Source organism: Blastomonas sp. (assembly GCF_046294995.1).
Taxonomy (GTDB): Bacteria; Pseudomonadota; Alphaproteobacteria; order Sphingomonadales; family Sphingomonadaceae; genus Blastomonas.
Genome location: NZ_JBKBOG010000005.1, coordinates 20,754 through 41,446, shown reverse-complemented (window position 1 = coordinate 41,446; position 20,693 = coordinate 20,754). Strand labels below are relative to the sequence as shown.

The following is a 20,693-nucleotide window of genomic DNA, read 5'->3' as shown; positions in this document are numbered from 1 at the left end:
ACCGGATAGGTTCCCTCGCTTCTGCCTGGAACAATCATGCCATCCGGCACTGCGGTTGCGCGATTTATCTGCCCTCTCTGACTCGGCGACAGCGGCACGCTGCAAATTTGTTCAGTCGTATCGTATTCGTGCCCACTTTGCGGCGATTATTCCAGTATCGCGAGACGATTGTAAATCTCACCAGCAGCTTACCTCAAACCCCAAACCAGCAAAAATACTGCCGCAGCAAGCGCGAGCGCCAAGACAATCCAATACAATATCGGCTCTGACGATCGGGATATAGAGCTTCCACCCGCTGAGGCGTCGCCGATCAAGAGTGCGCGGATTATTCCGATAATCAAAAGAAGAGCAATGAAGATAGGGAAAATGTCCAAGTCAATTCCCCTTATACTTGCATTGTGAAACCGTCGTTTCTGTATAACTCCCAGTCAAATTCAGGAATGGAAATGCGCTGGATCCGAGATCAAGACCTCCACCGGAGCCAGAACCCGACGAGTTGGATGCATGAGAATAAGAAAGCCCAACCGACAGCCAGTCGATTCCGATGCCTGCTCCGATCGAAAAGCCATCCGAAGGTCCAGCAAATGCACCGAGACCGGAATAAGTCATTTCACCGACGTTCAAACCCACTCCTACACCTGCGGTGAAACCTACTGTCGTAAACTTGCCCGTCGTACCTGTACTCCGATTGACCCAAGTTCCTCGCGTGGCGGTCCACCCAACCGCAAGCGTGGCGGTTCCCGTGATACCTACCACATCAATTTGACCACCTTCCTTGAAGGCGTTTGCGCAACTTGGAGAACTGAACGGCGGCACCTTTTGCGGCTTTTCTGCTGTTACGACGATAATGGCGGGCGTGGCGCCACCTCCACCACCACCAGCGCCGCCGCCAGAGCGAGCCAATGGCCCCTCGTTGACTCTTATAGGTGTTATACCTGTAACAACTATTATGTCTTCATGTTCCATGCCAGTGGAATCAACCCGGTTCACCGGATCATTTCCAACATAGGCGTACATGTTCATTCCATCTCCATAGCCGGTCGGATCAGTCTGTAGGAACCGGCCCAGCGTCGGCGAGAATGTGCGGGCCTTATAGTGGTACATGCCAAGCTCAGGGATCCAAGTCTGCCCAGTGTACTGGAACCGCCCCATGTTCGTCGAGCCCGGAATACCATATTCGTCGTAAGCGTTGATCGCCAGCATCGCGCCTGCTGCATCGCTGATCGCGACGACGCTGCCGCGTTCGTCGGCGTGCAGCCAGCGGCGGTCGGCGGTGCCATTGCCCTCATACCACACCAAAGGTTCATCGTTGCCCGGACCATGCACATAGCGGCGCAGCATGGTGCCGCCGCCAGTGTATTCTGCAATTAGAGCAGAGCCCGCATAGCGCAGCAGTGCGCCCGGTGCCGTTTGCAGAAACATACGCCCCAGCGCATCATAGACAAAGCTGCCACCCGGCGCGGTCGCAAGCATGTTGTCCACCGTATAGGTATAGCTGCCCGAGCCGGTGCTGGTGAGGTTGCCACGCGCATCATAGCTGGGCGACAGGCCTGCCACAGCACTGTACTGGTTGAGCCCGTTGGCGGTGTAGCTGCGATTGACGTTGTAATGCTGCGTCCAGGCATAGGCATCGTTATCGCGCGTGCTGCTGATCATCTGGCCTGCGGGGTTGTGGCCGTAGCTGAAGCCCACATCATGGGCAGTGCCTGCCAGATCATGGATCAGCGCAGTGAGCCGCGGTACCGGATCGTAGCTGTAGCCCGTCACCGTGCCGTTTCCCCGCGTAAGGCTGATGCGGCGGCCAAGATCGTCATAGGCGTAAATGCCCAGCACACCGACACCCGATGTCGCACCGGTCTCACGAATGTGGCTCACTTCACCCGTGAGCAGGTGGTCGTAAGTGACATAAAAATAATCATCCCAAGTTTGCCTCGTCATGCGCCCTGCCAGATCATAGGTCCAGCTGGTCGTGCCGAGCCACGCGCTGGTTTCGGTGAGCTGGCGGCCCAGCGCATCGTAAGTGAACGTAAAGCTGTGCGGCCAGCTGTCTCCCGCAAAAACCAACCGACCGAGATTGTCATATGCAAAGCTGAGATCGGTCTCCATCCATGCCACGTTTGGCCGATCAACCGTCGTCAGCCGGTTCAGGGCATCATACCCGAAGTCCACTACCTGACCGTCGCGCAGGCGCCGGCTGGTGACATTGCCGGCGGCATCATGGGCCAGCTGCTCATAATCACTGGTCGAACTGGTGGCAGCGCCCTTTGTCGCCACCGGGAACAGTGTCTGCAACATCCGGTCATGGCCATCATAGACATAGCTTGTCATGTTGTTTTCGGCATCGGTGACACTCGCCACCCGCCCGTTGCCAGTGTAGGTCGCGGTGACTTCGTCAGCCTGCTCGCCCGACACGCCATAGGCGCTTTGCACCTTGACGACCTGCCCGGCAGCATCATAGCTGGTCCGGCTGATCCGGTCTGGCCCAAATGAGCCGGTGGCGCCCAGGCTACAGGCTGAACCGGGCAGTGCCCCCCATGCTCCGCTGTTCATCCGCAACGCCGTGCACTCGATCCGGCCTACCGCGTCGTAACTGTACTGGGTGACCTGATAAGTGGCGCTGCTGGCAGTGAGCGTGCTCGTTACCTGCCGATCATTTGCATCATATCCGATCAGGTTCTGCTGCAGCGAGGTGAAAGCTGCCCAATCGACATCGGACTGGCTGTTGACGGTACCAACTTCAACCTGGCTGATCTGTCCGTCACTGCGATAGGTATTTCGCTGTGCACGGTGTTTTAGGGTGCCGCCACCATCGGGATCGGGGCCAACAATGCCGGTCAGCTGTCGCGCCCCATCGTACCGCCGCTGCACCGTGTCGGCGCTGCCTGCTAGCGGACCATCGACCGTTAACAAGTTACCGACCGGGTCGTAGGTCATGGCTTGGGTTACGGCGAGCGCACCTGTGCCGTCACCCCGCGTAATGCTGATTGGCAGACCATTGCTGTTATAGCTGACCGTGGCTTTGGTTTCATCTGCGGTGCTGGCGCAGGCCGCACCGGTCTGGCAGCGTGATACTTCAGACAACAGGTATTCATCGTTGGTCAGCGCATAACTGTAGCGCGTCTGCGGACGGGTCAGCCCCGATGCCGGGGCGGGCGCTGTCACCGTCAACACCCCGCCATGGACGCTGTCATAGGTAAAATCCGTGGTGCTACCGCGCGGATCGGTAACACTGGTTGGCTGGTTGCAGGTTATCGGGCTGGAACAGCTTGATGGGTAGCTGGCCGTCGTCGTGATCGTCGCAAGACCGGAGCCTGATTTGGCGACATTCTGGGTCTGCGTGACGTTGCCTCGCGCATCGAGCGTGTACTCGGTATAGTTGCCTTCCGGCGCAGTGATGCGGGTCAGGCGGCCATTGCCGTCATAAGTATAACCGGTGGTGCGGCTGAGCGGATCGGTTACAGATGTCGGGCGACCGATTGCGAGATCGGAGACGATGGTCGTCTGCTGCGAGAGGGCGTTGGTCACTACCATCGTTCCGGTGCTGCCGCTGACCGAACGGGCATATCCTGTCGTGACACCGTCGCGCGTGACCGATGTCACCCCGTTTGTGCCATAGGTTATGCTGGTGGTATCGGCGCTGGCGCCGGGCTTGCGGATTCCGGTTACGGAACTGGCGCCAGTAAATCGCCAGACCCTCCCGCCGGTGTCGGTGACCTCTGTCGTGTTGCTGTCGGGATAGGAATAGGTGACCGCTGCTTGCGCCGTCGTGCCGACTTCATAGTTGAAAAAGGATGCGCCGGTCCGCGTATACCAGTTGGTAGAGGGCATGGACCCCCAACTTACGCTGTCGGTTTGATAGGCAAAGCCTATGCCATAGCCATGGCTGTTGCTGACACTGCCCAGGCGCCAGAAGTACTGGCAGTCGAGCGTGAAATCCTCATTGAACTCAGTCGAGCACAGCTCATGAAGCGTCCATTCGAGCGTGGTGGTTTTCCCGGCCGGTTCGGTGATTGTCAGCGGTGCAAGAAAGCATCCTGCTTCGGCATCGGTGGCACAAAAGCTGGTGGCACCGCCATTGGGACGACCCGACGGATCGCCAAACTGGATTACGGTGCCGTCCGCACTGGTATGCGTAAACAACCCGCCAGCGCCAGTCAGGGTCGATCCGTTGGCCAACGTATTTGTATAGCTGCCCGATGAACCGGTAAAAGTCTCGCTGCGGGTTCCCAGATTTATCGTGATCGTCGCAACCCCTCCGGAACGACTGAGAGAAAAAAGATAGCCGTCCCACTGGCTGGATTTTGCGCTCGGGTTGGCACTTCTGCGGATCAGCTGGATTTCGCCGGGCCCTGATCCGATCGTTCCTTCAACGAATAGCAGCGGAAAGCCGCCAGACACCAGATCGACGCCATTTTCGTCAACCGTGCGATAGGCAGGGTCTGCAACCTGGCTTTGGGCAAGCGCCGGTTCTGCGAGCAGGGCAACAGCTATAGCTGCTCCAGCCGCAGACCCCAGCAATCTGGGCGCGATGGTCATGAACTGATACTCCTGCAATCAGGAAATGGAAAAGATGCGTTAGTTCGGCGACCCCGTCACCGTCACATTGGTTCTGTTATCAACCTTGTCGTGTGTGTAATCCGCATTGACGTTGTTGTTTACAGTGCCGGTGCGCTCAACCTTAATGACACGGCCCCGCGCGTCGTACGTGTAGGTTATTGTCTCGGTGGCACGAGCGGCACCCAAGGGTATTGTTACAAACAACACGAGCGCTACAATTATCCATAATTTCTTGGGATGGATCGAGTGAAGTTCAAGCGTCATCTGCGATTCCCCTGCTCATCAAACTCAGTAAGAGTTCCAGAGCATGCCCAAAAATTCAAGATACAAATTTAGTAAAAAATGGTTTGTTATTTTTGCTATTTCATTAACCATAATAACGTTGCCGTTTGTATGAAACACCATCAGCATTTATTTCAACAATCCATATTGCAATGGGAATTGCATGCCGATAACATTGGCAAAGACTGCAGGAACGCGACGTAGTGTCTGTTTGACCTCGCACTTATTATGCAAGTGGCATATGGATTACGGCTGCGGAATGTGTCTGTTGGTGAAGCAAGTATTGCCGCAATTTGACAAAGGGGCGCGATGTGCAGCTGAATATCTCGCGACTCGGCATAGGCATATTGGCAGCGCTAGCTTCGGTTTACGATCGCGCCATGGCACAAGATGCGCTGGCCGATCCGGCAGGCTCGGGCGTGCTGGTCTCGGCCGTACAGTGGCTGCAAGGCACATTGCTGGGCACGCTCGCGACGGTGGTTGCGGTGATCGCGGTGGCAGCAGTGGGCTTTCTGATGCTCACCGGACGGATCAACTGGCGCTATGGTGCGACCGTGATCCTGGGATGCTTCATCCTGTTCGGCGCGGCCAGCATCGTGGCGGGCATCCAGTCCACTGCGACGCTGGGCAACTGACGCGGTGGAAAGCATCGAGCGGACATCGGTGTTCATCGCGCTGACGCGGCCGCAGATGTTCGCCGGGGTGACGTACAGTTATTTCGTCGCCAATGCGGTAATCGCGACCGAACTGTTCCTGATCTTCCGTTCGAGCTGGATCGTCGCGGTGGCGCTGCTGATCCATCTGACCGGCATGTTGCTGTGCCTTCGCGAGCCGCGCTTTTTCGACCTGTGGCTGGTGCGCCTGGGCCGCTGCCCGCGCATCCGCAATCACGCGATCTGGCAATGCAACTCTTATCAGCCCTGATGCTGACCGCGCCCCTCTTGCCACCATTGGCCAGCGATCCCAAGGTTATCGCGCGGGAGAAACAGGCAGGCGAGCACCTGCCTTATGCCCGGCACGTCAACGACCATACAATCGAGACTCGCGATGGCATGCTGACGCAGATGCTGCATCTACGCGGCCTGCATTTCGAGACGGCAGACAGCGAGGAGATCAACTATCGCGCGCGGCTGCGCGATGCGTTGCTGCAGGCGATCGGCAGTTCGAGCTTCGCGATCTATCACCATATCGTCCGCAGGCGGGTGGACATGGCGCTGGAGGCGGAGTTTCCCGACAGCTTCTCGCAGCGGCTGGACGCAGCGTGGCGCGCGCGGCTGCAATCGCGCCAGCTCTATATCAACGACCTGTTCCTGACTTTGGTGCGCAGGCCCTTACGCGGTCAGGTCGGCGCGCTGGACCGGGTTCGCGCGCTGCTCGGGCGCACTACGCTCGACCACGAGGCGGAAGCTGCGCAGGATCTACGCCAGCTCGACACTGCGCGCGATGCTTTGGTCTCGGCGCTGGGTAGCTATGGTCCGCGCCTGCTCGGTGTCTATGACACGCCGCAGGGGCCGTGCTCCGAGCCATTGGAGTTCCTGTCTTCGCTATTTCATGGAGAGATGCGCCCGGTGCTGCTGCCGCGCCAGGATATCGGCCGCTATCTGCCCTATCGCCGGATCAGTTTCGGGCAGGAGACGGTGGAACTGGGCAAGGCGGGGCTATCGCCGCCAAGCTATCTCGGCATCGTGTCGATCAAGGATTATCCTGCGCAGACCGCGCCGGGCATGTTCGACGAGCTGCTGCGGCTACCGTTCGAGATGGTGCTGTCGCAGAGCTTCGGTTTTGTTGATCGCGCAGCGGCGCTGTCGCGGATGAACCTGGCGCTGCGGCGTATGCGCTCGGCCGAGGATGAGGCATTGAGCCTGCGCGATGAGCTGGCCACCGCGAAGGATGATGTCGCTGCTGGCCGTGCCAGCTTTGGCGAGCATCACATGACCATCGCCATCAGGGGAAGCAGCCCGGCAGAGGTCGATCAGGGCGTGGCCGAAGCGCAGGCGATGCTGGCCGACCTTGGCGCGATTGCCGTCCGCGAAGAGATTGCTTTGGAGCCCGCCTTCTGGGCGCAGTTTCCGGGCAATTTCCGCTATATCGCGCGGCGAGGGCTGGTCTCGACACGCAACTTTGCCGGGCTCGCCAGCTGTCACAATTTCCCGCTGGGACAGTCCCAAGGTAACCATTGGGGCGATGCTGTTAGCCTGCTGGAGACCACAGCGGCGGGGCCGTATTATTTCAACTTCCATCAAAGCGATCTCGGCAATTTTACCGTGATCGGCCCTTCGGGATCGGGCAAGACGGTGGTGCTCAACTTTCTGCTGGCGCAGGCGCGCAAGTTTCATCCGCGCATCGTGTTCTTCGACAAGGATCGCGGGGCGGAGCTATTCATCCGCGCGATTGGCGGAAGCTATGATGTGCTGCGCCCTGGCCAGCCTTCGGGGCTCAATCCTCTGCAGATCGACGACACGCCCGGCAACCGGCAGTTCCTGATCGAATGGCTTACTTTGTTGGCTGGCAACGTGGATGTAGAGGAAGCCGCGCAGATCAAGGATGCGATCGACGCGAATTTCCAGCAGCCGAGCGAGCATCGGCGGCTGCGTCATCTGGTCGAGCTGTTCCGCGGCGGTCATCGTCCGCGCAGCGACGACCTGTGGTCGCGCCTGCGGCCCTGGTGGGGAGAGGGCGAGCATGGCTGGCTGTTCGACAACCCGCATGACCTCACCGATCTGAACGCCGCGACGGTTGGGTTCGACATGACGCAGATCCTCGACAATGCGGCGCTGCGAAGCCCGGCGATGCTGTATCTGTTCCATCGGGTGGAGCAGCGCCTTGATGGAACACCTGCGATCATCGTCGTCGATGAAGGCTGGAAGGCACTCGATGACGAGGTGTTCGTGCGGCGGATCAAGGACTGGGAAAAGACCATCCGCAAGCGCAACGGCATTGTCGGCTTTGCAACGCAGAGCGCGCAGGATGCGCTCGAAAGCCGGATCGCCAGCGCCATAATCGAGCAGGCCGCCACGCAGATTTTCATGGCCAACCCCAAGGCGCGAGCGGCCGACTATATCGACGGGTTCGGACTAACCGCGCACGAGTTCGATCTGGTCCGCTCGCTGCCGGACAGTGCGCATTGCTTCCTGATCAAGCATGGCTCGCACAGCGTCGTCGCGCGGCTCAATCTGTCGGGCGAGCGCGAGATTTTGACCATCCTGTCCGGGCGCGAGAGCAGCGTGCGGGCGCTCGATGAACTGCGGGCGCGGGTGGGCGATGATCCTGATGTGTGGATTCCGGCGTTGATGGAGGCGCTGTGATGGCGTGCCCGGTTCCAACCCCCGGCGGCAATTTTCTGGGCGATACACTGCGTTTCCTCGACTGCGAGGCGCTGACCATCGGCGCTGCCGGCTATCAGGCGCTGGCAAGCCCAGGATCGATGCTCTGGGCACTGTTGACCGCCCTGCTCACCATCTTCGTTGCGATCTTCGGCTATCGCATGATCTTGGGCGAGGTGCCCAGTTTGCGAGAGGGCGTGCTGGCCTTTGTGAAGATCGGCATCGTGCTGACGCTGGCTACCAGCTGGCCCGCTTATCGGACGATCGTGTTCGACGTCGCCGTGCGCGCACCGACAGAGCTCAGTTCAACGATCGGCGGCGCGGCAGGGTTGCCGGGCAGTAGCGGCGGGATGATTACAAGGCTGGAGGCCACCGATGCAGCCATGGTGGCGTTAGCGATAGAGGGGACCGGGCTGCGGTCCGCCAACCTCAACACCATGCCGCCGCTCTTTGCCGGGTTTGAGCCGTTTGCGCTGGGCGGCGCGCGCATGTTGTTCCTGCTGGGTGTGCTTGGCGCATTCGGCACGGTCCGGCTGATTGCAGGCTTGCTGCTCGCTATCGCGCCGTTGTTCATTGCGTTTGTGCTGTTTGATGCGACGCGCGGGCTGTTTGCCGGCTGGCTTCGGGTGCTGCTGGGTGCGGCGCTGGGAAGTCTGGGCACGTCAATCCTGCTGGGCGTGCAGCTGGCGCTCTACGAACCGTGGCTGAGCAGCCTGCTTAATGCGCGCGCCGCAGGGATTGCGGTGCCCTCCGCGCCGGTCGAACTGCTGACAATGAGCCTGTTGTTCGCAATCCTGCTGCTGGCGGTCCTGGGCGCGCTGACGCGTCTGGCCTGGGGGTTTGGCTTTGCCAGATTTGTGGTTGCTGGGCCGTTGGGAGCCACGCAAACTGGACTTTTTCAGCAGCGTGACCGCATTGCGAATGTGCCATCTCCCACTCCGTCGGCGGAGAGATCGCGCGCAGCAATGGTCGCCGATGCTGTTGCATCGGGCCAGCGTCGCGAGGCGAACCTTGGCACCCTGGCCATGACTGGACCCGGATCACAGAGAGTTCCCGTTCAAGCGGTTACCCGGCAGGAGGTTTCGGCGACGATCACCCCGCTTGGGCAATCGCATCGTCGGCGCACCGCACGGCACGTTTCCCGAAGCGCTGACAGAAGGGATGCCCGCGCGTGAAGCAGGACACCAAGGCCGAGCGCGAGGCGTATTACCGCGAGGCTGGCACCTGGGCGCATGACCAGCAGCAGTCACTGCGTTCATCCAGGCGCATCGCCTGGATCGTTGCCAGCATCGCAACCGGAGTAGCGATGCTGCTGGCGCTGGCGCTCGTATTGCTGACACCGCTGAAGACAGTGGAGCCTTATACGTTGCTCGTCGACCGTCAGACAGGCTTCGTCCAGGCTGTTGACCCGCTGGAACCTCAGCGGATCTCGGGCGATGCTGCGCTCACCCAGTCGTTCCTCGTTCAATACGTCATCGCCCGCGAAAGCTTCGACATCGATTCGGTGCAATCCAGTTATCGCAAGGTCTCGCTCTGGTCAGCCGACAGCGCGCGCGCGCGCTATGCTGCGATGATGCAGGCCACGAACCCCGAAAGCCCGCTGACCCGCTATTCGCGCTCGACGGTGATAGATACGGTGGTCAAGAGCGTCTCTCCTATGACAAGCGGCAAGGCCATGGTCCGGTTCGAAACCCGCCGCTCTGACAGAGGGGCGCCGCCGCGTGTGACGGGAAGCTGGGTAGCGCTGGTCAGCTACCGTTTTGCAGGCGAACCGCTACGCGTAGAGGATCGATACCTCAATCCCCTGGGATTCCAGGTCGTGCGCTACCAGCGCGATCCCGAAACCCTGCCGCCGCCTGTCCCGGTTCTGAACCAGCCTGCCGCCTCAACACTTCGGTCAACCACGCCGTCTTCGGTGCCGCCCGTCATGCAGCGACGGTTGTCGGACGGGGCAGTGCCATGATCCAGACCGGCGTGATCGCAATGCTGATGCTTCAGATGGCTCTTCCCGGCATGCCGCCTGTGCAGCCGATGGGTCCTCCAGGCGATCCGCGTCTGCGCACGATGGAATATCAGGCCGACCAGATCGTTCGCCTTGAGGTTGCCACCGGATATCAGCTCAGCGTCGAATTTGCGCCAGATGAAAAAATCGAGACCGTCGCGGTCGGCGACAGCAGTGCATGGCTGGTGACAGCCAACCAGCGTGGGACGCATCTGTTCGTCAAGCCCGCCAGCGTCGGGGCAGACAGCAATATGACCGTGATCACCGATACGCGGGTCTATCTGTTCGATCTGCATGCCCTGGACAGCCCTGGCCCGAACGCGCCCTATACGGTGCGATTCACGTTTACCTCAACCGGAGCAGTTCCGGTTGTCAGCTCTGGCGACGCTGATGAGGTTGAGGGAGAATATCGACTGAGCGGAGACTACCGGTTGTATCCCAGCCAGATGGGGGATGATGGCGTCCATACTTATATCATCTGGCCTGCAGATGTCGCGCTGCCGGCCATGTATACGGTGGACGAGCGAGGCGAGGAACGAATGGTCAACGGAGCCATGCGCGACGGAATCTATGTGATCGATGCGGTAGCACCGCGCCTCACGTTCCGGATCGACAAACGCACAGCCCATGCGCGCAGGATCCTGCCCAAGGAGAGCCGCTGATGGCGAGCAGGGCTGAACCGGAAATCACCGCTGAGGCCGATATCCGGCCAACCGTCGCTCGCACGCGGCGGCCGCTTCCTGCGTGGGTGTTTGTAGCTGTGCTCGGGGTGCTTGCGATTGCATTGTTTCTGGTGCTCGACGGACGTCGGCGCGCGCTGCAGGCACCTGCTGTCGTGGCGGGGCGTGTCGATCTGGCAGGCGGACCGGACGTACCGATGCTTTATGTGCCCCCGGAGCTGGAGCAACTAGCACCAAATTTCCAGATAGCCCCCCAGGCTGCGCCTCCCTTGCGGGAGATGCCATCATCGCCGCGCTCGGAGGCGCAGTCGAGACCGAGCCCATTGCCGCCTGTGCAGGCCTACTTTCCGCCACCGAACTCAGGCGCTGGCGCGGCGCCCACCCAGCCAGCGGGCAACGCCTCGCCTGTTCTGGTGATCGATAACGGCAGTGTTCCGCGCGCGCCCTTGTCAGGAAGGCAAGTCGCAAGCGATGGCGGGGGGACCGCAGCGTCCGGCGGCAACGCGTCTGCAGCGCAGCGCGACACCAGCCGGCAGCGAGCCGGTGCCTTTGCCAATCGCGGTACCTCCGTCGTGCAAGGCACGTTGATCCCGGCCGTGCTTGAATCCGCGCTCAATTCGACCCGGCCAGGGTTCGTCCGCGCGATCGTGTCGCGCGATGTTCGAGGCTTTGATGGCACAAGAGTGCTCATCGCACGCGGTAGCCGCCTGATCGGCGAGTATGAGTCCGATACCCAGTCTGGCGAGAACCGGGCGCTCATCAACTGGACGCGCCTGATCCGGCCTGATGGAGCGACGGTCGCTATAGATTCACCTGCAGCCGATCCGCTGGGGCGCAACGGGGTACGCGCCCGGGTGAACTCGCATTTTTTTGAACGGTTCGGCGGTGCCATCCTGCAGTCGGTGCTCGACATCGGCGTCAATGCCGCTGCGCGAGCTGTGGATTCGCCGACGGTGATAGCGTTGCCGGGATCGTTCGGCGGCGCAGCAGGCCAGCGCATTCAGCCGCAGCAGGTTACGCCCACACTCACCGTCAAGCGCGGTACAAGCATCAGCGTTTTTGTGGCGCGCGATCTCGACTTTACAGGCGTGGAGCAGGGAAGGTGACGGGCGCCAGGCCTGTTCCTATCGGCCAGGTGTATCTGACCAGCTACCTCGCGCCTCTTGGCGCGGCACTTGCCCGGCCTGATGTGACCGACATCTACGTGAACCGGCCACATGAAATCTGGCTCGAGACCATGGGCGGGTCATCCGAACGCATGGAGGCGCCTGAGTTGGGTCCGGTGACACTCGAACGCCTTGCCCGGCAGATCGCAGCCCTCTCTCATCAGGGTATCAGCCGCGAACATCCGCTTCTGTCAGCCGCCTTGCCCGATGGCTCGCGCATCCAGATAGTGATGCCGCCTGCCACGCGGGGGCATGTGGTCCTGGCTGTACGCAAGCATGTCTCGCAAAATCTGAGCCTGGGCGATTATGTCGACGCTGGAGCCTTTAGTCAGACCCTACGCGGAGCCGATGCCAACAATGCGGCAGACGCGACGCTGGAAAGACTTCTGGCGCAAGGTGACATCGCCGCGCTTCTGGCAGAGGCGGTCCGTCAGCGACGCAATATCCTCGTGTCGGGTGGCACGTCGACGGGCAAGACAACGTTCCTCAACGCGCTTCTGCGCGAGATTCCAAAGGATGATCGGCTCATCCTGATTGAGGACACGCCTGAGCTGAGCATGACCCATGACAATTCCATCGGGCTGCTGGCAGCGCGCAGTGAGCTTGGCGAGGCACAGGTAACGGCGAACGACCTCGTTGCCGCATCGCTGCGGCTTCGCCCCGACCGCATCATTCTTGGGGAACTGCGTGGCGGCGAGGCGCTCGCCTTTCTGCGCGCGGTCAATACCGGGCATCCAGGATCAATGACGACCGTGCATGCCGACAGCCCGCAAGGTGCGATCGAGCAGATCACGCTGCTTGCATTGCAGGCTGGGACGCAGCTTGGTCGCTCCGACATTCATCATTATGTTCGCTCGACCGTCGATGTGTTCGTCCAGCTATCGCGCGAGAAGGGACGACGCTTTGTATCTGCTGTGGTGCTTGGCTCGCAGCTTTGGCCAGCCTAATGGATAGCTATGATCCTTTTGCGACAAGCGTTGAGGCTGGTGCACTGGCGACAGCTGCCGCCTGGGTGCAGGCGGCCCTTACAGGAACGATAGCAGTATCAATAGCGGTCATCGCAATAGCGGCTGTCGGCGCTGGCATGATGTCAGGCCGCATCGATATACGGCGTGCTGTGACGACAATTCTGGGCTGTTTTGTAGTGTTCGGCGCGCCGTTGATCGCATCAGGCATTCTGGAAGCGGTGGAGCCTGGCGCGATTGATGCGCCTTACGTGCCTCCGGTTACAATGGAGCAACCAGCGGCAATGCCCCGGATTAGCAGGCAGCCCGAATATGATCCTTATGCCGGTGCCGCGATGCCGGTTCAGTGAGGGTCATTTGCGACCATGATGCCAAGGAGCGTCGCGACCGGGGAAGGAGAGAATTTCCCTGGCCCACAGTGAAACTAGCCTCTCAATGCGTTTTCACCATGGCCCGCCTGAGAGAACTCAACGCCCGCATCATGTGATATTCGACGCCCGGCTCCCCGATGCCAAACTGATTTGCTATCTGCCGGTACGACATGCCCTTGAGCCGGTGCATCCAGAAAATGCGCCGAGTTCGCCGAGACAATGCCAGAAGCGCGCGCCGGTATGCTGCGCGCAGTTCCAGAGCCTGAATACCCCATTCCTGGTGTGGCGGCAGTGGTGCGTCGCGAGCCTCATCCAGTGGACAGATTGTGCATGCATTCCGCTGCCGTTTGCGCGTCAGATCGATGAGTAGGTTCTGAGCTGTCCGTGTGAGATAGCCCTGCGGATTGTCCAGCCGATCAAATGCGCTGCTTTGCCAGACGCGAACAAAAGTTTCCTGCACCAGGTCGGAGGCATCGCCTGGACCAATCTTCCGCCTGAAGAAGTGGAGCAACCGTGTCCATTCCGACCGGTAAATTTCTTCGAATGCATGATGGGAGACTGCAGTGCTCATGGCCGGTCTCCCAAGCCATGTGTCGAATGAAGGTCGGCATCGCGCGATGCGCGATAAAGAACGATCCCTGCCTCGATCCGGTCAAGAATGAAAGTGTCACGCTCGGCCTTGGCGATGCGAATCTCGGACTTCGAATAAATCTCGATATCCACAGCACATCGATTGCCGAGCTCTCTGTCGATAGTAGCCCGTGCACGTTGCCAGCAGCGTTCGTCGGTAAAGAGGGGATGATTGACGACGACCCAGAACTCGTAATCGGAAAACTCGATCGTCCGGCGGTCTTCATACCATGATCGCCGGGCGTAGGGTCCGATCAGGATAATGCGCGTTATCCTGCCAGGCTCAGGCGCGAGCACTGGCGCAGGATCGAATAGGCTGCGCAACATCCGAGTGATACGTTCGATTTCCCGTTGCTTGCGCCGAATGAGATGGCCGACGCGCGCCATCACGACTTCGCGCGCGTAAACGTCGTTCAAATGTGGGGTGTTCATTTTCAGCTCGCACCACGGCGGTCCGCGCAATGCTGCACGGATGGGCAAGCGGTGTTCGCTGTGGTGCCGCTGGAGCGGCTATCAGCAACCGTCCGACGCGCAGCCGGACCTACATGATGCCTGGCAGGGTAATCCCCGGAATGGCCGCCAGTTGTTCCAATCCGTGCTGCAGATTATGCCAGATAGAGGGCGTCCCGGCAAGTCGCACGGGTTTGCCGCCTACTTGCGGGCGGCGATTTCAAGCTCGGCGATCTTGTCGGTGCAGACCTGATGCACGACCCGGCCTAGCTCCTCGACTCGCTCGCCCAGCCAGGCCAGCTCTTCCTCGCTGATCCTGTAATGCTTCGAATAGCGCGCCTTGGTGTAAGCCTCTTTCAGCTTCTGGAACATGGCGCGCTCGCGATGGGTGCCATCTGGCCATATGCCGTAGAGACGGCGATCCAGCCCCTCTGCCAGCGAGCGAAGGAAAGCAATATTGTGATTGTAGGGCGTGTAAAAGGTCAGCGTCAAAAGCAGGCAGGAGTAGAGGCGCTCGGTCGTTTGATGAAAATCAAATGCGGCGTCTTTGAACAGTCCTTCTGCCACCGCGTACTTCGCCAATTTTTGGCGTGACATCGCGCCCGCCATCCCGTCGTCAAAATAATCGCGCGCTGCCTTCAACGCCTCGTCTGGTGTCTTCGGTTTTGGCTTCGCCAGCTCCCGATCCTCCGCCTCGTAAAGCGCAATGCCATCCTTCGCGACCTCCATGAAGAACACGCGGCCGTGCGAGAGCCCCTCGTTGACCTCATGCAGACTGTGAACGATGAAGTTGACCGGCGTATGGAGCGTCTTCTCGATCGTGTAGGCCCGGATTAGCCGTTCCTCGGCTTTGGCCCAGTAGGCAGCGCGGTCGGTCAGCTCCTTCTGGCTGACAATGATCAGGATGTCGTAATCGGATTTGTACTGGTTCGCCGATAGCGGCGCATCGACCCAATCGCCGCGCGCGTGGCTACCGAACAGAATGATCTTGAGGATGCGCGCGCCTTTGCGCGGTCCGGTCGCATTCTCGGTGGCCCCGCGAAACTCGTCGAAGATCGTCTCGACGACGCGTTCAAGCTCGCGCTGTTTGGCGGCGGGAAGATGATCGAGATCGGTGCGCATGGCACAGGAATCTTCGGGAACAATCCCGACTTTGGCAAGGACTAAAGCCCGGCTCCAAATTTCGAGGAGATGGATTTCGTCAATCCCGATGCGCTCGCCTTTGTTGCCGCGGGTTGCAAAACTGCCGCCTGCGCTATCGCGGTCTGGACCGTCCCTGCACGTTCATTGATCGCAGACACAAGCTTTGCGCGGTCATTGGTGACGATCGTCGCAGACTGTTTCGCGCGGGAAATGCCGACATAGAAGCTTTTCTGGTCGACCAGGTTGGTCGAACGGCTGTCGGCATGCACGATCACGTGATCGGCGGTTCGGCCCTGTGCAGCAAAAGCTGTATCGACATAGCCATGTGCGATGTGCCGGTCGCGGGCGGCATCGACCTGCAATATCTGGACCTGTCCTCGCGAGCCGCGAACGGTGGCGGTTCTGGCGTCTGCATCGAGCGCGATGACCTCGGCGCGTGCGCCGTTGACTCGCCCGGCCTCGCGATCGTTGCGCGTGAACCGGATGCTGTCGCCCGTCCGGAGCTCCAGCCGCTGCGCCTCGAAGACCTGAACGTTGCCAGCCCCCCATTGCCGCAACCGCCAGTCCACCTCGCGCCCATCCTCCGATCTCAGCGCAATCGCCGCCTTGGCCGGGTCCACCGCTTCGACCCGGAAGGCCTCGCCGCGCGCTACGCCCTTGTCCGCATAATCTTTCGAAAATCGGATAATATCGCCTCTGTCGTAACTCAGCGGATCGCGGGCCTCGGCTCGGGTAAGCCCCTTGTTGACGAGGCTTTCGACAACAACCGTCGGGCCGCTGAGCGCTCCTGACCTTGTAAGCGCCTCTCGTATCTCTGCTGTCAGAACATCGCGGCCTTCCCGCGACGGCTCGATGACCAATGTGCGGGCGCGGCCGGGCTTGTCGAGAGCGGCGTAGCGCTGCGCTATCGCTTCGAACCGCTCGGTGCGCTCGGGTGCTTCGATGATCGCACCGCCGCCGCGATCCAGCGCTGCCAACGCCTTCTTCGCGTCACCCTCGATCGAAGCCAGCACCGCTTCTTTCGTGGCAGCATTGGTCTGCCGGACAATCTCGCCAAGCTTGGCGGTCTGCATGCCCGCGCTTTGCAATTGTGCGAATGCCGCGCCCGCCTCGACCGATCCCAGCTGCTTCACATCGCCGACCAGTACGATGCGGGCATCATGCTTCTCGGCCAGATCGAACAGGCGCGCGGTGTCGCGAGCAGAAAGCAGCGAAGCTTCATCAACAATCCAGGCAACAGGCTGGCCGGTCGCTGACTTTTCCGGCGACAGCAGATGGCGCGCGACAGTATCCCCGCGACTGCCTAGCGCTGCCCCAAGCACCATCGCCGCCGATGCCGTGGGTGCAAGGGCAACGACAGACACGCCGCGTGCCTTGGCTTCACGGGCGAAGGTGGCGAGCACGGTCGTGGTCTTGGCCGTGCCCGCATAGCCCTGGACCGCCGTGATCCGGTTGCGACTTGTCAGAAGCTGCTCGGTGGCAGCGCGCTGATCGGTATTCCAGGCAAAACCGGCACGCTCGGCCTTGCGAGACGCCATGGCAACAGCCTTCGCTGCTGCCAGCGGCGTTGCGATCGGTTGAAGCCTGCCCCGGCCGTCCGCTTCGATCCGCAGCAATCTGGCCTCCGCATCGATGTTCTGGCGCGTGGTAAACCCGGCAAACTCTGCGCCGCGCCGATCGACAAAAGTGCGGTTAGCAAGCTCGCCTCTGCCAGCAGCTGTATCTATCGCTGCATGGACATCGGCGTAGCTTACTTTCCCAAGACCAACGCGCCCGGCTTCCTCGTGCAGCGCTGCAACCGAAAAGACCGACTGCCGCTCGCCCAGCTTGTCGGCGGCATGCGCCACCGCGCGTACGGCGAGTCTCGCTTGCTCCCCAGCCTTCGCTGCGCTGCCCGCACTGGAGTTCGCATCGCGGACAAGAGCGCGCCGTGCGGCACCATCGAAGCCAGCCTGATCAGCTGTCTCTCGCCACTTGGCGACCAGCGAAGCCTGATCGGTCGCGACTTTCGCCTCACGGGTATCCAGGGCTGCCACCTGTTTTTCTGCCGCGCTGGCGGTATCGCGTGTTGTCCCGCGCTCGCCCAAAGCTGCGACGATTTCGGCGCTGCGGGTGCTGAACGCCGCAAGGACTTCGCCGGAAACCCCCTTGATCTCGAACATCGAATCTTTTCCGATTTCGATCTCATAACCCACCTCGCGAACCTTCAGTGCCAGCTCCTGGCGGTAGATTGCGCCAATCTGCTTCTGCAGCTGGTAGATTGCACGTGGCTCAAAGCTGCGCCACGAGCCGTCTTCGGCCCGTGTCGCGTTCATGATGACATTATGCGTATGGAGTTGCGGGTCTTGTGCCCGGCTGGTCCCATGCTGGAAGCTCGCGACCACGAGATTGCCGGTTGCCTCTCGGGTCACGCTACCGCCATGCCGGACCCGCGTTGCCGCCATATGCGTCTCGACATGGGCCAGCGCGGTCTGCACCGCTTGTCCATGCGCCTCGATCAACCGCCTGTCGCCTGCAACTTCGGCCATGATCGATACCGACTTGGGCGCGCTCAAGGTGACATCCCAACCGGGCCGATGCTCCAGCTGGCCGTCGCGTATCGTGCCGAGCTGCTGGCCCTCTATCTTGCCGTCGAGCAATTCGCGGAATGCATCGCGATCCACGTCGCCGGTAAGGCCAAGCTGCTCGGCGCCCTTTCCATTCCACCGGGAAGGCGACAGGCCATCGTCAGCATAATAGTCATCAGCTTCATAATAGCTGCTGGCCTGAGTCGCGCTGGTGATTGCGGAAACCGACGCAACCATCAGATCGGACCATCATCGACGGTGGGCGGCGGTGCTTCTGGCGGGTTTGTCTTGGCCACGGGTTCCGGCTGTTCTGTGGTGACTTTCTTCGCGGGCTCTGCCTGCACTGCCGCCGGAGATTCTGATGACTGGTGCCAAAGCGTAGTGGTGGGGTTTGCCTCAACAAATGCGCGTTGCCGGGGCTTTCCACGTTGCGCAATGTGGTCGGCTGTCAGCGTTACGAGTGCGACGGGAAGCCCGTCGGGGAACAGCAGATAGCCTTCGTAGCGCGCGAGGCGTAGCTCGCTTTCGTAGATCGCTGGCCGCATCGTGCGCTGCTTGCCCAGCGTGATTCTCGGCCTGTCTTCACTATCGCCAAGCGCACCGGTCATGGTGTGAATCTCGACTTCGCAGGTGCCAATCGTGTCGCTCGCCCAGCGCCTCGATTCAGCATCGGTCAGCTGGAGAAAGAGCTTGGTGTTGCAGCAGCCGAGCATCGACTCGGCAATATCGTTGCCATAGCGGTTGCGCATCTGGCCGATCCCCTGAAATGTCAGAACGACAGCAGCACCGAACTTGCGGCCTTCCGGCAGCAGCCGTGTGAGATTATCGACGCGGGGAAGGTCGGCTAGCTCGTCGAGCAGGAACCAGACCCGGCGCTCTGACGAAGGCGTGAGACCAAGCATCGCGCTTGCCGCGCATTCGAGCCAGCAGGCGAGCAGCGGTTTGGATGCCTCGAAATAGTCCTCTTTCCGGGGGACGAAAACCCAGGGCTTCTTCCCCTGTCTTGTATCGAGCCCTGCAATGAACTGGCGGAAGGAAAACGCCTGCTCGTCCTTATCCTGCACGCGCAGGAACTGGATCAGGTTGGCAGCCTTGGCGAGCATGAACAGCACGCTGCCCGTAGCCCGGTCTGCATCGTCGGCGAATGTACGGGCTGACGAACTGTCCCCAAGCCAGGCCTTCAGATCGTCCTTGGTCCGTACCTGAAGCGCGTGGAGAAGATCCGGCAATGTGCCCTTGTCCTCGCGCCAGAGCGCGCGCAGCATGTTGGCGACAAGGATGCGGCTCGTTTCCAGCCAGACATCGCGATCGTCCTGTCCGGTCTCGGAAACAAGCTGCTGCGCAATGCGGTCGGCATCTGCCGGATGCGCAATCTCCGCAAATGGCGACCAATAGGCGCAGCGTGCATCGAACGGATTGAGGATGATATCGCCCCGCTGGGGGTCGTAGTAGTGAGCGATGAACTCACCGCTGGTGTCATAGACCAAAGCCGCCTCTCCGCGCGCCTCGATCCGGTCGAGCATCTGCCGCAGCACGGTGGTCTTGCCGCTCCCGGTTGTCCCGGCCATCGCCATGTGGCGGGTCTCCAGCCGGGTCGGCACTGGCACCGGTCCGATAGTAATTGCATTGCTGTCAGCATGGGCCTGGGTCATTCTGGCAAGCGCAGTCTGGCTCGTCACCATGGTGCCGCCCACGACACGATCGCGCAGGGCGAGCTCCCGGCGACGTGCACCAACTCTGCGCAGCATGACCAGGCTGGAAAGCCAGCATGCGAACCCCAGCAATGCTCCGCGAAACATGAACGACGCGCTGATGCTTGCAGCATTGCGATAATAAGGATGCTCGGCGACTGCGCGTGCCGAGACCAGGTAATCGCCATCGTCATATCGGATGGTCATTCCGGGATCGCCGCCGGTGCTGCCGCCGAACCAGGTTAGGACCTGCGCATGACAATATGTGCCGCTTGCGTGAAGGATGCTCGGGTCAAGCATCAGATATGGTGCGGTGAAGGAGCCGAGTGCTATGGACGATAGCATGATCGCGACATGCCGCTTGAACCGTTGCGCCTGATTGTAGCGATCATGCCGCCGCAATGTTTCTGCATGAAGGCGGCGATCCTGCGGCTCGCTCATGACCGGCCTTCCGCTGCTGATTTTTGCCGATCATAGGCCCGGTTGATTTCACCCAGAATGATGTCATCGGTTTTTCCGCTGCCCATCGCCGCGCTGCGCGCATAACAATAGGCTGCGCAGGCCGTGAACAATGTGCGATCGACCATCCGCTCAATGTCATTCAAACGGGTGCTGATGGAGGCTACCTCGGCGATGAGTTCTCGGCTCTCATCGACGCTGGCTTCCGCCGCACTCTGTGCAGCGATACCTGCTTTTACGCTGCGCTGAAGCATCGCGTATGGCGTAACACCATGCTCGCTGGCGAGTTTGCGGAGCGTCCTTTCGAGCGCAGCCGATAAGCGAATGTTGTGGCGAGCGAGGGTCATCGTATTGATACCCCGCGCTGCCTGGACGCTGCCTCGAGAATTAGCCGAAAAGCTGGATTT

17 protein-coding genes are annotated in these 20,693 nt (G+C 60.7%); 9 read left to right on the top strand and 8 right to left on the bottom strand.

Annotated features, from left to right (window positions below):
* Nucleotides 1-375 precede the first annotated feature (375 nt).
* Nucleotides 376-4,536: an RHS repeat-associated core domain-containing protein gene (locus tag ACK4R0_RS08195; protein ID WP_409672917.1), complete on the bottom strand. Its 4,161-nt coding sequence runs from the start codon at nt 4,534-4,536 to the stop codon at nt 376-378.
* Between the two features lie 39 nt (nt 4,537-4,575).
* Complete coding sequence (locus tag ACK4R0_RS08190; protein ID WP_409672914.1) at nt 4,576-4,821, bottom strand: hypothetical protein; 246 nt, start codon at nt 4,819-4,821, stop codon at nt 4,576-4,578.
* A 362-nt stretch (nt 4,822-5,183) separates the two neighbouring features.
* Here ACK4R0_RS08190 and ACK4R0_RS08185 point away from each other — a divergent pair, with 362 nt between their 5' ends.
* The 9 genes from ACK4R0_RS08185 (at nt 5,184) to ACK4R0_RS08145 (ending at nt 13,325) form a co-directional block, all read left to right on the top strand.
* Complete coding sequence (locus ACK4R0_RS08185; RefSeq protein WP_409673277.1) at nt 5,184-5,474, top strand: TrbC/VirB2 family protein; 291 nt, start codon at nt 5,184-5,186, stop codon at nt 5,472-5,474.
* 4 nt (nt 5,475-5,478) lie between these two features.
* The gene (locus ACK4R0_RS08180) at nt 5,479-5,763 is read left to right on the top strand and encodes a type IV secretion system protein VirB3 (protein ID WP_409672911.1); all 285 of its coding nucleotides are present in this window, start codon (nt 5,479-5,481) and stop codon (nt 5,761-5,763) included.
* On the top strand, nt 5,763-8,144 hold the full coding sequence (locus ACK4R0_RS08175) for a VirB4 family type IV secretion/conjugal transfer ATPase (RefSeq protein ID WP_409672909.1): 2,382 nt from the start codon (nt 5,763-5,765) through the stop codon (nt 8,142-8,144). The genes ACK4R0_RS08180 and ACK4R0_RS08175 overlap by 1 nt, the downstream gene beginning before the upstream one ends.
* Nucleotides 8,145-8,263: 119 nt before the next feature.
* Entirely contained in the window at nt 8,264-9,337 is a 1,074-nt protein-coding gene (locus ACK4R0_RS08170) for a type IV secretion system protein (RefSeq protein ID WP_409672907.1), read from the top strand.
* Entirely contained in the window at nt 9,334-10,125 is a 792-nt protein-coding gene (locus ACK4R0_RS08165; protein ID WP_409672904.1) for a virB8 family protein, read from the top strand. Before ACK4R0_RS08170 ends, ACK4R0_RS08165 begins: the two co-directional genes overlap by 4 nt.
* Nucleotides 10,122-10,826 carry a TrbG/VirB9 family P-type conjugative transfer protein gene (locus ACK4R0_RS08160; RefSeq protein WP_409672901.1) on the top strand — a complete coding sequence of 235 codons (705 nt, stop codon included), beginning with the start codon at nt 10,122-10,124 and terminating at the stop codon, nt 10,824-10,826. Before ACK4R0_RS08165 ends, ACK4R0_RS08160 begins: the two co-directional genes overlap by 4 nt.
* A complete protein-coding gene (locus tag ACK4R0_RS08155) occupies nt 10,826-11,950 on the top strand; it encodes a TrbI/VirB10 family protein (RefSeq protein ID WP_409672898.1) in 1,125 nt (374 codons plus the stop codon). The genes ACK4R0_RS08160 and ACK4R0_RS08155 overlap by 1 nt, the downstream gene beginning before the upstream one ends.
* Nucleotides 11,947-12,957: a P-type DNA transfer ATPase VirB11 gene (virB11, locus tag ACK4R0_RS08150; RefSeq protein WP_409672896.1), complete on the top strand. Its 1,011-nt coding sequence runs from the start codon at nt 11,947-11,949 to the stop codon at nt 12,955-12,957. The genes ACK4R0_RS08155 and virB11 overlap by 4 nt, the downstream gene beginning before the upstream one ends.
* The gene (locus ACK4R0_RS08145) at nt 12,957-13,325 is read left to right on the top strand and encodes a TrbC/VirB2 family protein (RefSeq protein ID WP_409672893.1); all 369 of its coding nucleotides are present in this window, start codon (nt 12,957-12,959) and stop codon (nt 13,323-13,325) included. Before virB11 ends, ACK4R0_RS08145 begins: the two co-directional genes overlap by 1 nt.
* Nucleotides 13,326-13,407: 82 nt before the next feature.
* Here the strand turns inward: ACK4R0_RS08145 and ACK4R0_RS08140 are convergent, their stop codons facing one another.
* From ACK4R0_RS08140 to ACK4R0_RS08115, 6 genes are all read right to left on the bottom strand, one after another.
* Nucleotides 13,408-13,917: an RNA polymerase sigma factor gene (locus tag ACK4R0_RS08140; protein WP_409672890.1), complete on the bottom strand. Its 510-nt coding sequence runs from the start codon at nt 13,915-13,917 to the stop codon at nt 13,408-13,410.
* Nucleotides 13,914-14,393 (bottom strand): hypothetical protein, encoded by a 480-nt coding sequence (locus ACK4R0_RS08135; RefSeq protein WP_409672887.1) that lies wholly within the window; start codon nt 14,391-14,393, stop codon nt 13,914-13,916. Before ACK4R0_RS08135 ends, ACK4R0_RS08140 begins: the two co-directional genes overlap by 4 nt.
* A gap of 234 nt (nt 14,394-14,627) precedes the next feature.
* The gene (locus ACK4R0_RS08130; RefSeq protein WP_409672885.1) at nt 14,628-15,548 is read right to left on the bottom strand and encodes a nucleotidyltransferase and HEPN domain-containing protein; all 921 of its coding nucleotides are present in this window, start codon (nt 15,546-15,548) and stop codon (nt 14,628-14,630) included.
* A gap of 41 nt (nt 15,549-15,589) precedes the next feature.
* Nucleotides 15,590-18,373 carry a MobF family relaxase gene (mobF, locus tag ACK4R0_RS08125; RefSeq protein ID WP_409672883.1) on the bottom strand — a complete coding sequence of 928 codons (2,784 nt, stop codon included), beginning with the start codon at nt 18,371-18,373 and terminating at the stop codon, nt 15,590-15,592.
* Nucleotides 18,373-20,268, bottom strand: coding sequence for a type IV secretion system DNA-binding domain-containing protein (locus tag ACK4R0_RS08120; RefSeq protein WP_409672880.1), 1,896 nt, complete (start codon nt 20,266-20,268; stop codon nt 18,373-18,375). Before ACK4R0_RS08120 ends, mobF begins: the two co-directional genes overlap by 1 nt.
* Nucleotides 20,265-20,633 carry a hypothetical protein gene (locus tag ACK4R0_RS08115; protein ID WP_409672878.1) on the bottom strand — a complete coding sequence of 123 codons (369 nt, stop codon included), beginning with the start codon at nt 20,631-20,633 and terminating at the stop codon, nt 20,265-20,267. The genes ACK4R0_RS08120 and ACK4R0_RS08115 overlap by 4 nt, the downstream gene beginning before the upstream one ends.
* Nucleotides 20,634-20,693 lie beyond the last annotated feature (60 nt).

Coding starts and splice junctions, on each gene's coding strand:
- ACK4R0_RS08195 (WP_409672917.1), bottom strand. CDS start 4,536: ATGACCATCGCGCCCAGATTGCTGGGGTCTGCGGCTGGAGCAGCTATA.
- ACK4R0_RS08190 (WP_409672914.1), bottom strand. CDS start 4,821: ATGACGCTTGAACTTCACTCGATCCATCCCAAGAAATTATGGATAATT.
- ACK4R0_RS08175 (WP_409672909.1), top strand. CDS start 5,763: ATGCTGACCGCGCCCCTCTTGCCACCATTGGCCAGCGATCCCAAGGTT.
- ACK4R0_RS08170 (WP_409672907.1), top strand. CDS start 8,264: ATGCTCTGGGCACTGTTGACCGCCCTGCTCACCATCTTCGTTGCGATC.
- ACK4R0_RS08160 (WP_409672901.1), top strand. CDS start 10,122: ATGATCCAGACCGGCGTGATCGCAATGCTGATGCTTCAGATGGCTCTT.
- ACK4R0_RS08155 (WP_409672898.1), top strand. CDS start 10,826: ATGGCGAGCAGGGCTGAACCGGAAATCACCGCTGAGGCCGATATCCGG.
- ACK4R0_RS08145 (WP_409672893.1), top strand. CDS start 12,957: ATGGATAGCTATGATCCTTTTGCGACAAGCGTTGAGGCTGGTGCACTG.
- ACK4R0_RS08140 (WP_409672890.1), bottom strand. CDS start 13,917: ATGAGCACTGCAGTCTCCCATCATGCATTCGAAGAAATTTACCGGTCG.
- ACK4R0_RS08130 (WP_409672885.1), bottom strand. CDS start 15,548: ATGCGCACCGATCTCGATCATCTTCCCGCCGCCAAACAGCGCGAGCTT.
- mobF (WP_409672883.1), bottom strand. CDS start 18,373: ATGGTTGCGTCGGTTTCCGCAATCACCAGCGCGACTCAGGCCAGCAGC.
- ACK4R0_RS08120 (WP_409672880.1), bottom strand. CDS start 20,268: ATGAGCGAGCCGCAGGATCGCCGCCTTCATGCAGAAACATTGCGGCGG.
- ACK4R0_RS08115 (WP_409672878.1), bottom strand. CDS start 20,633: ATGACCCTCGCTCGCCACAACATTCGCTTATCGGCTGCGCTCGAAAGG.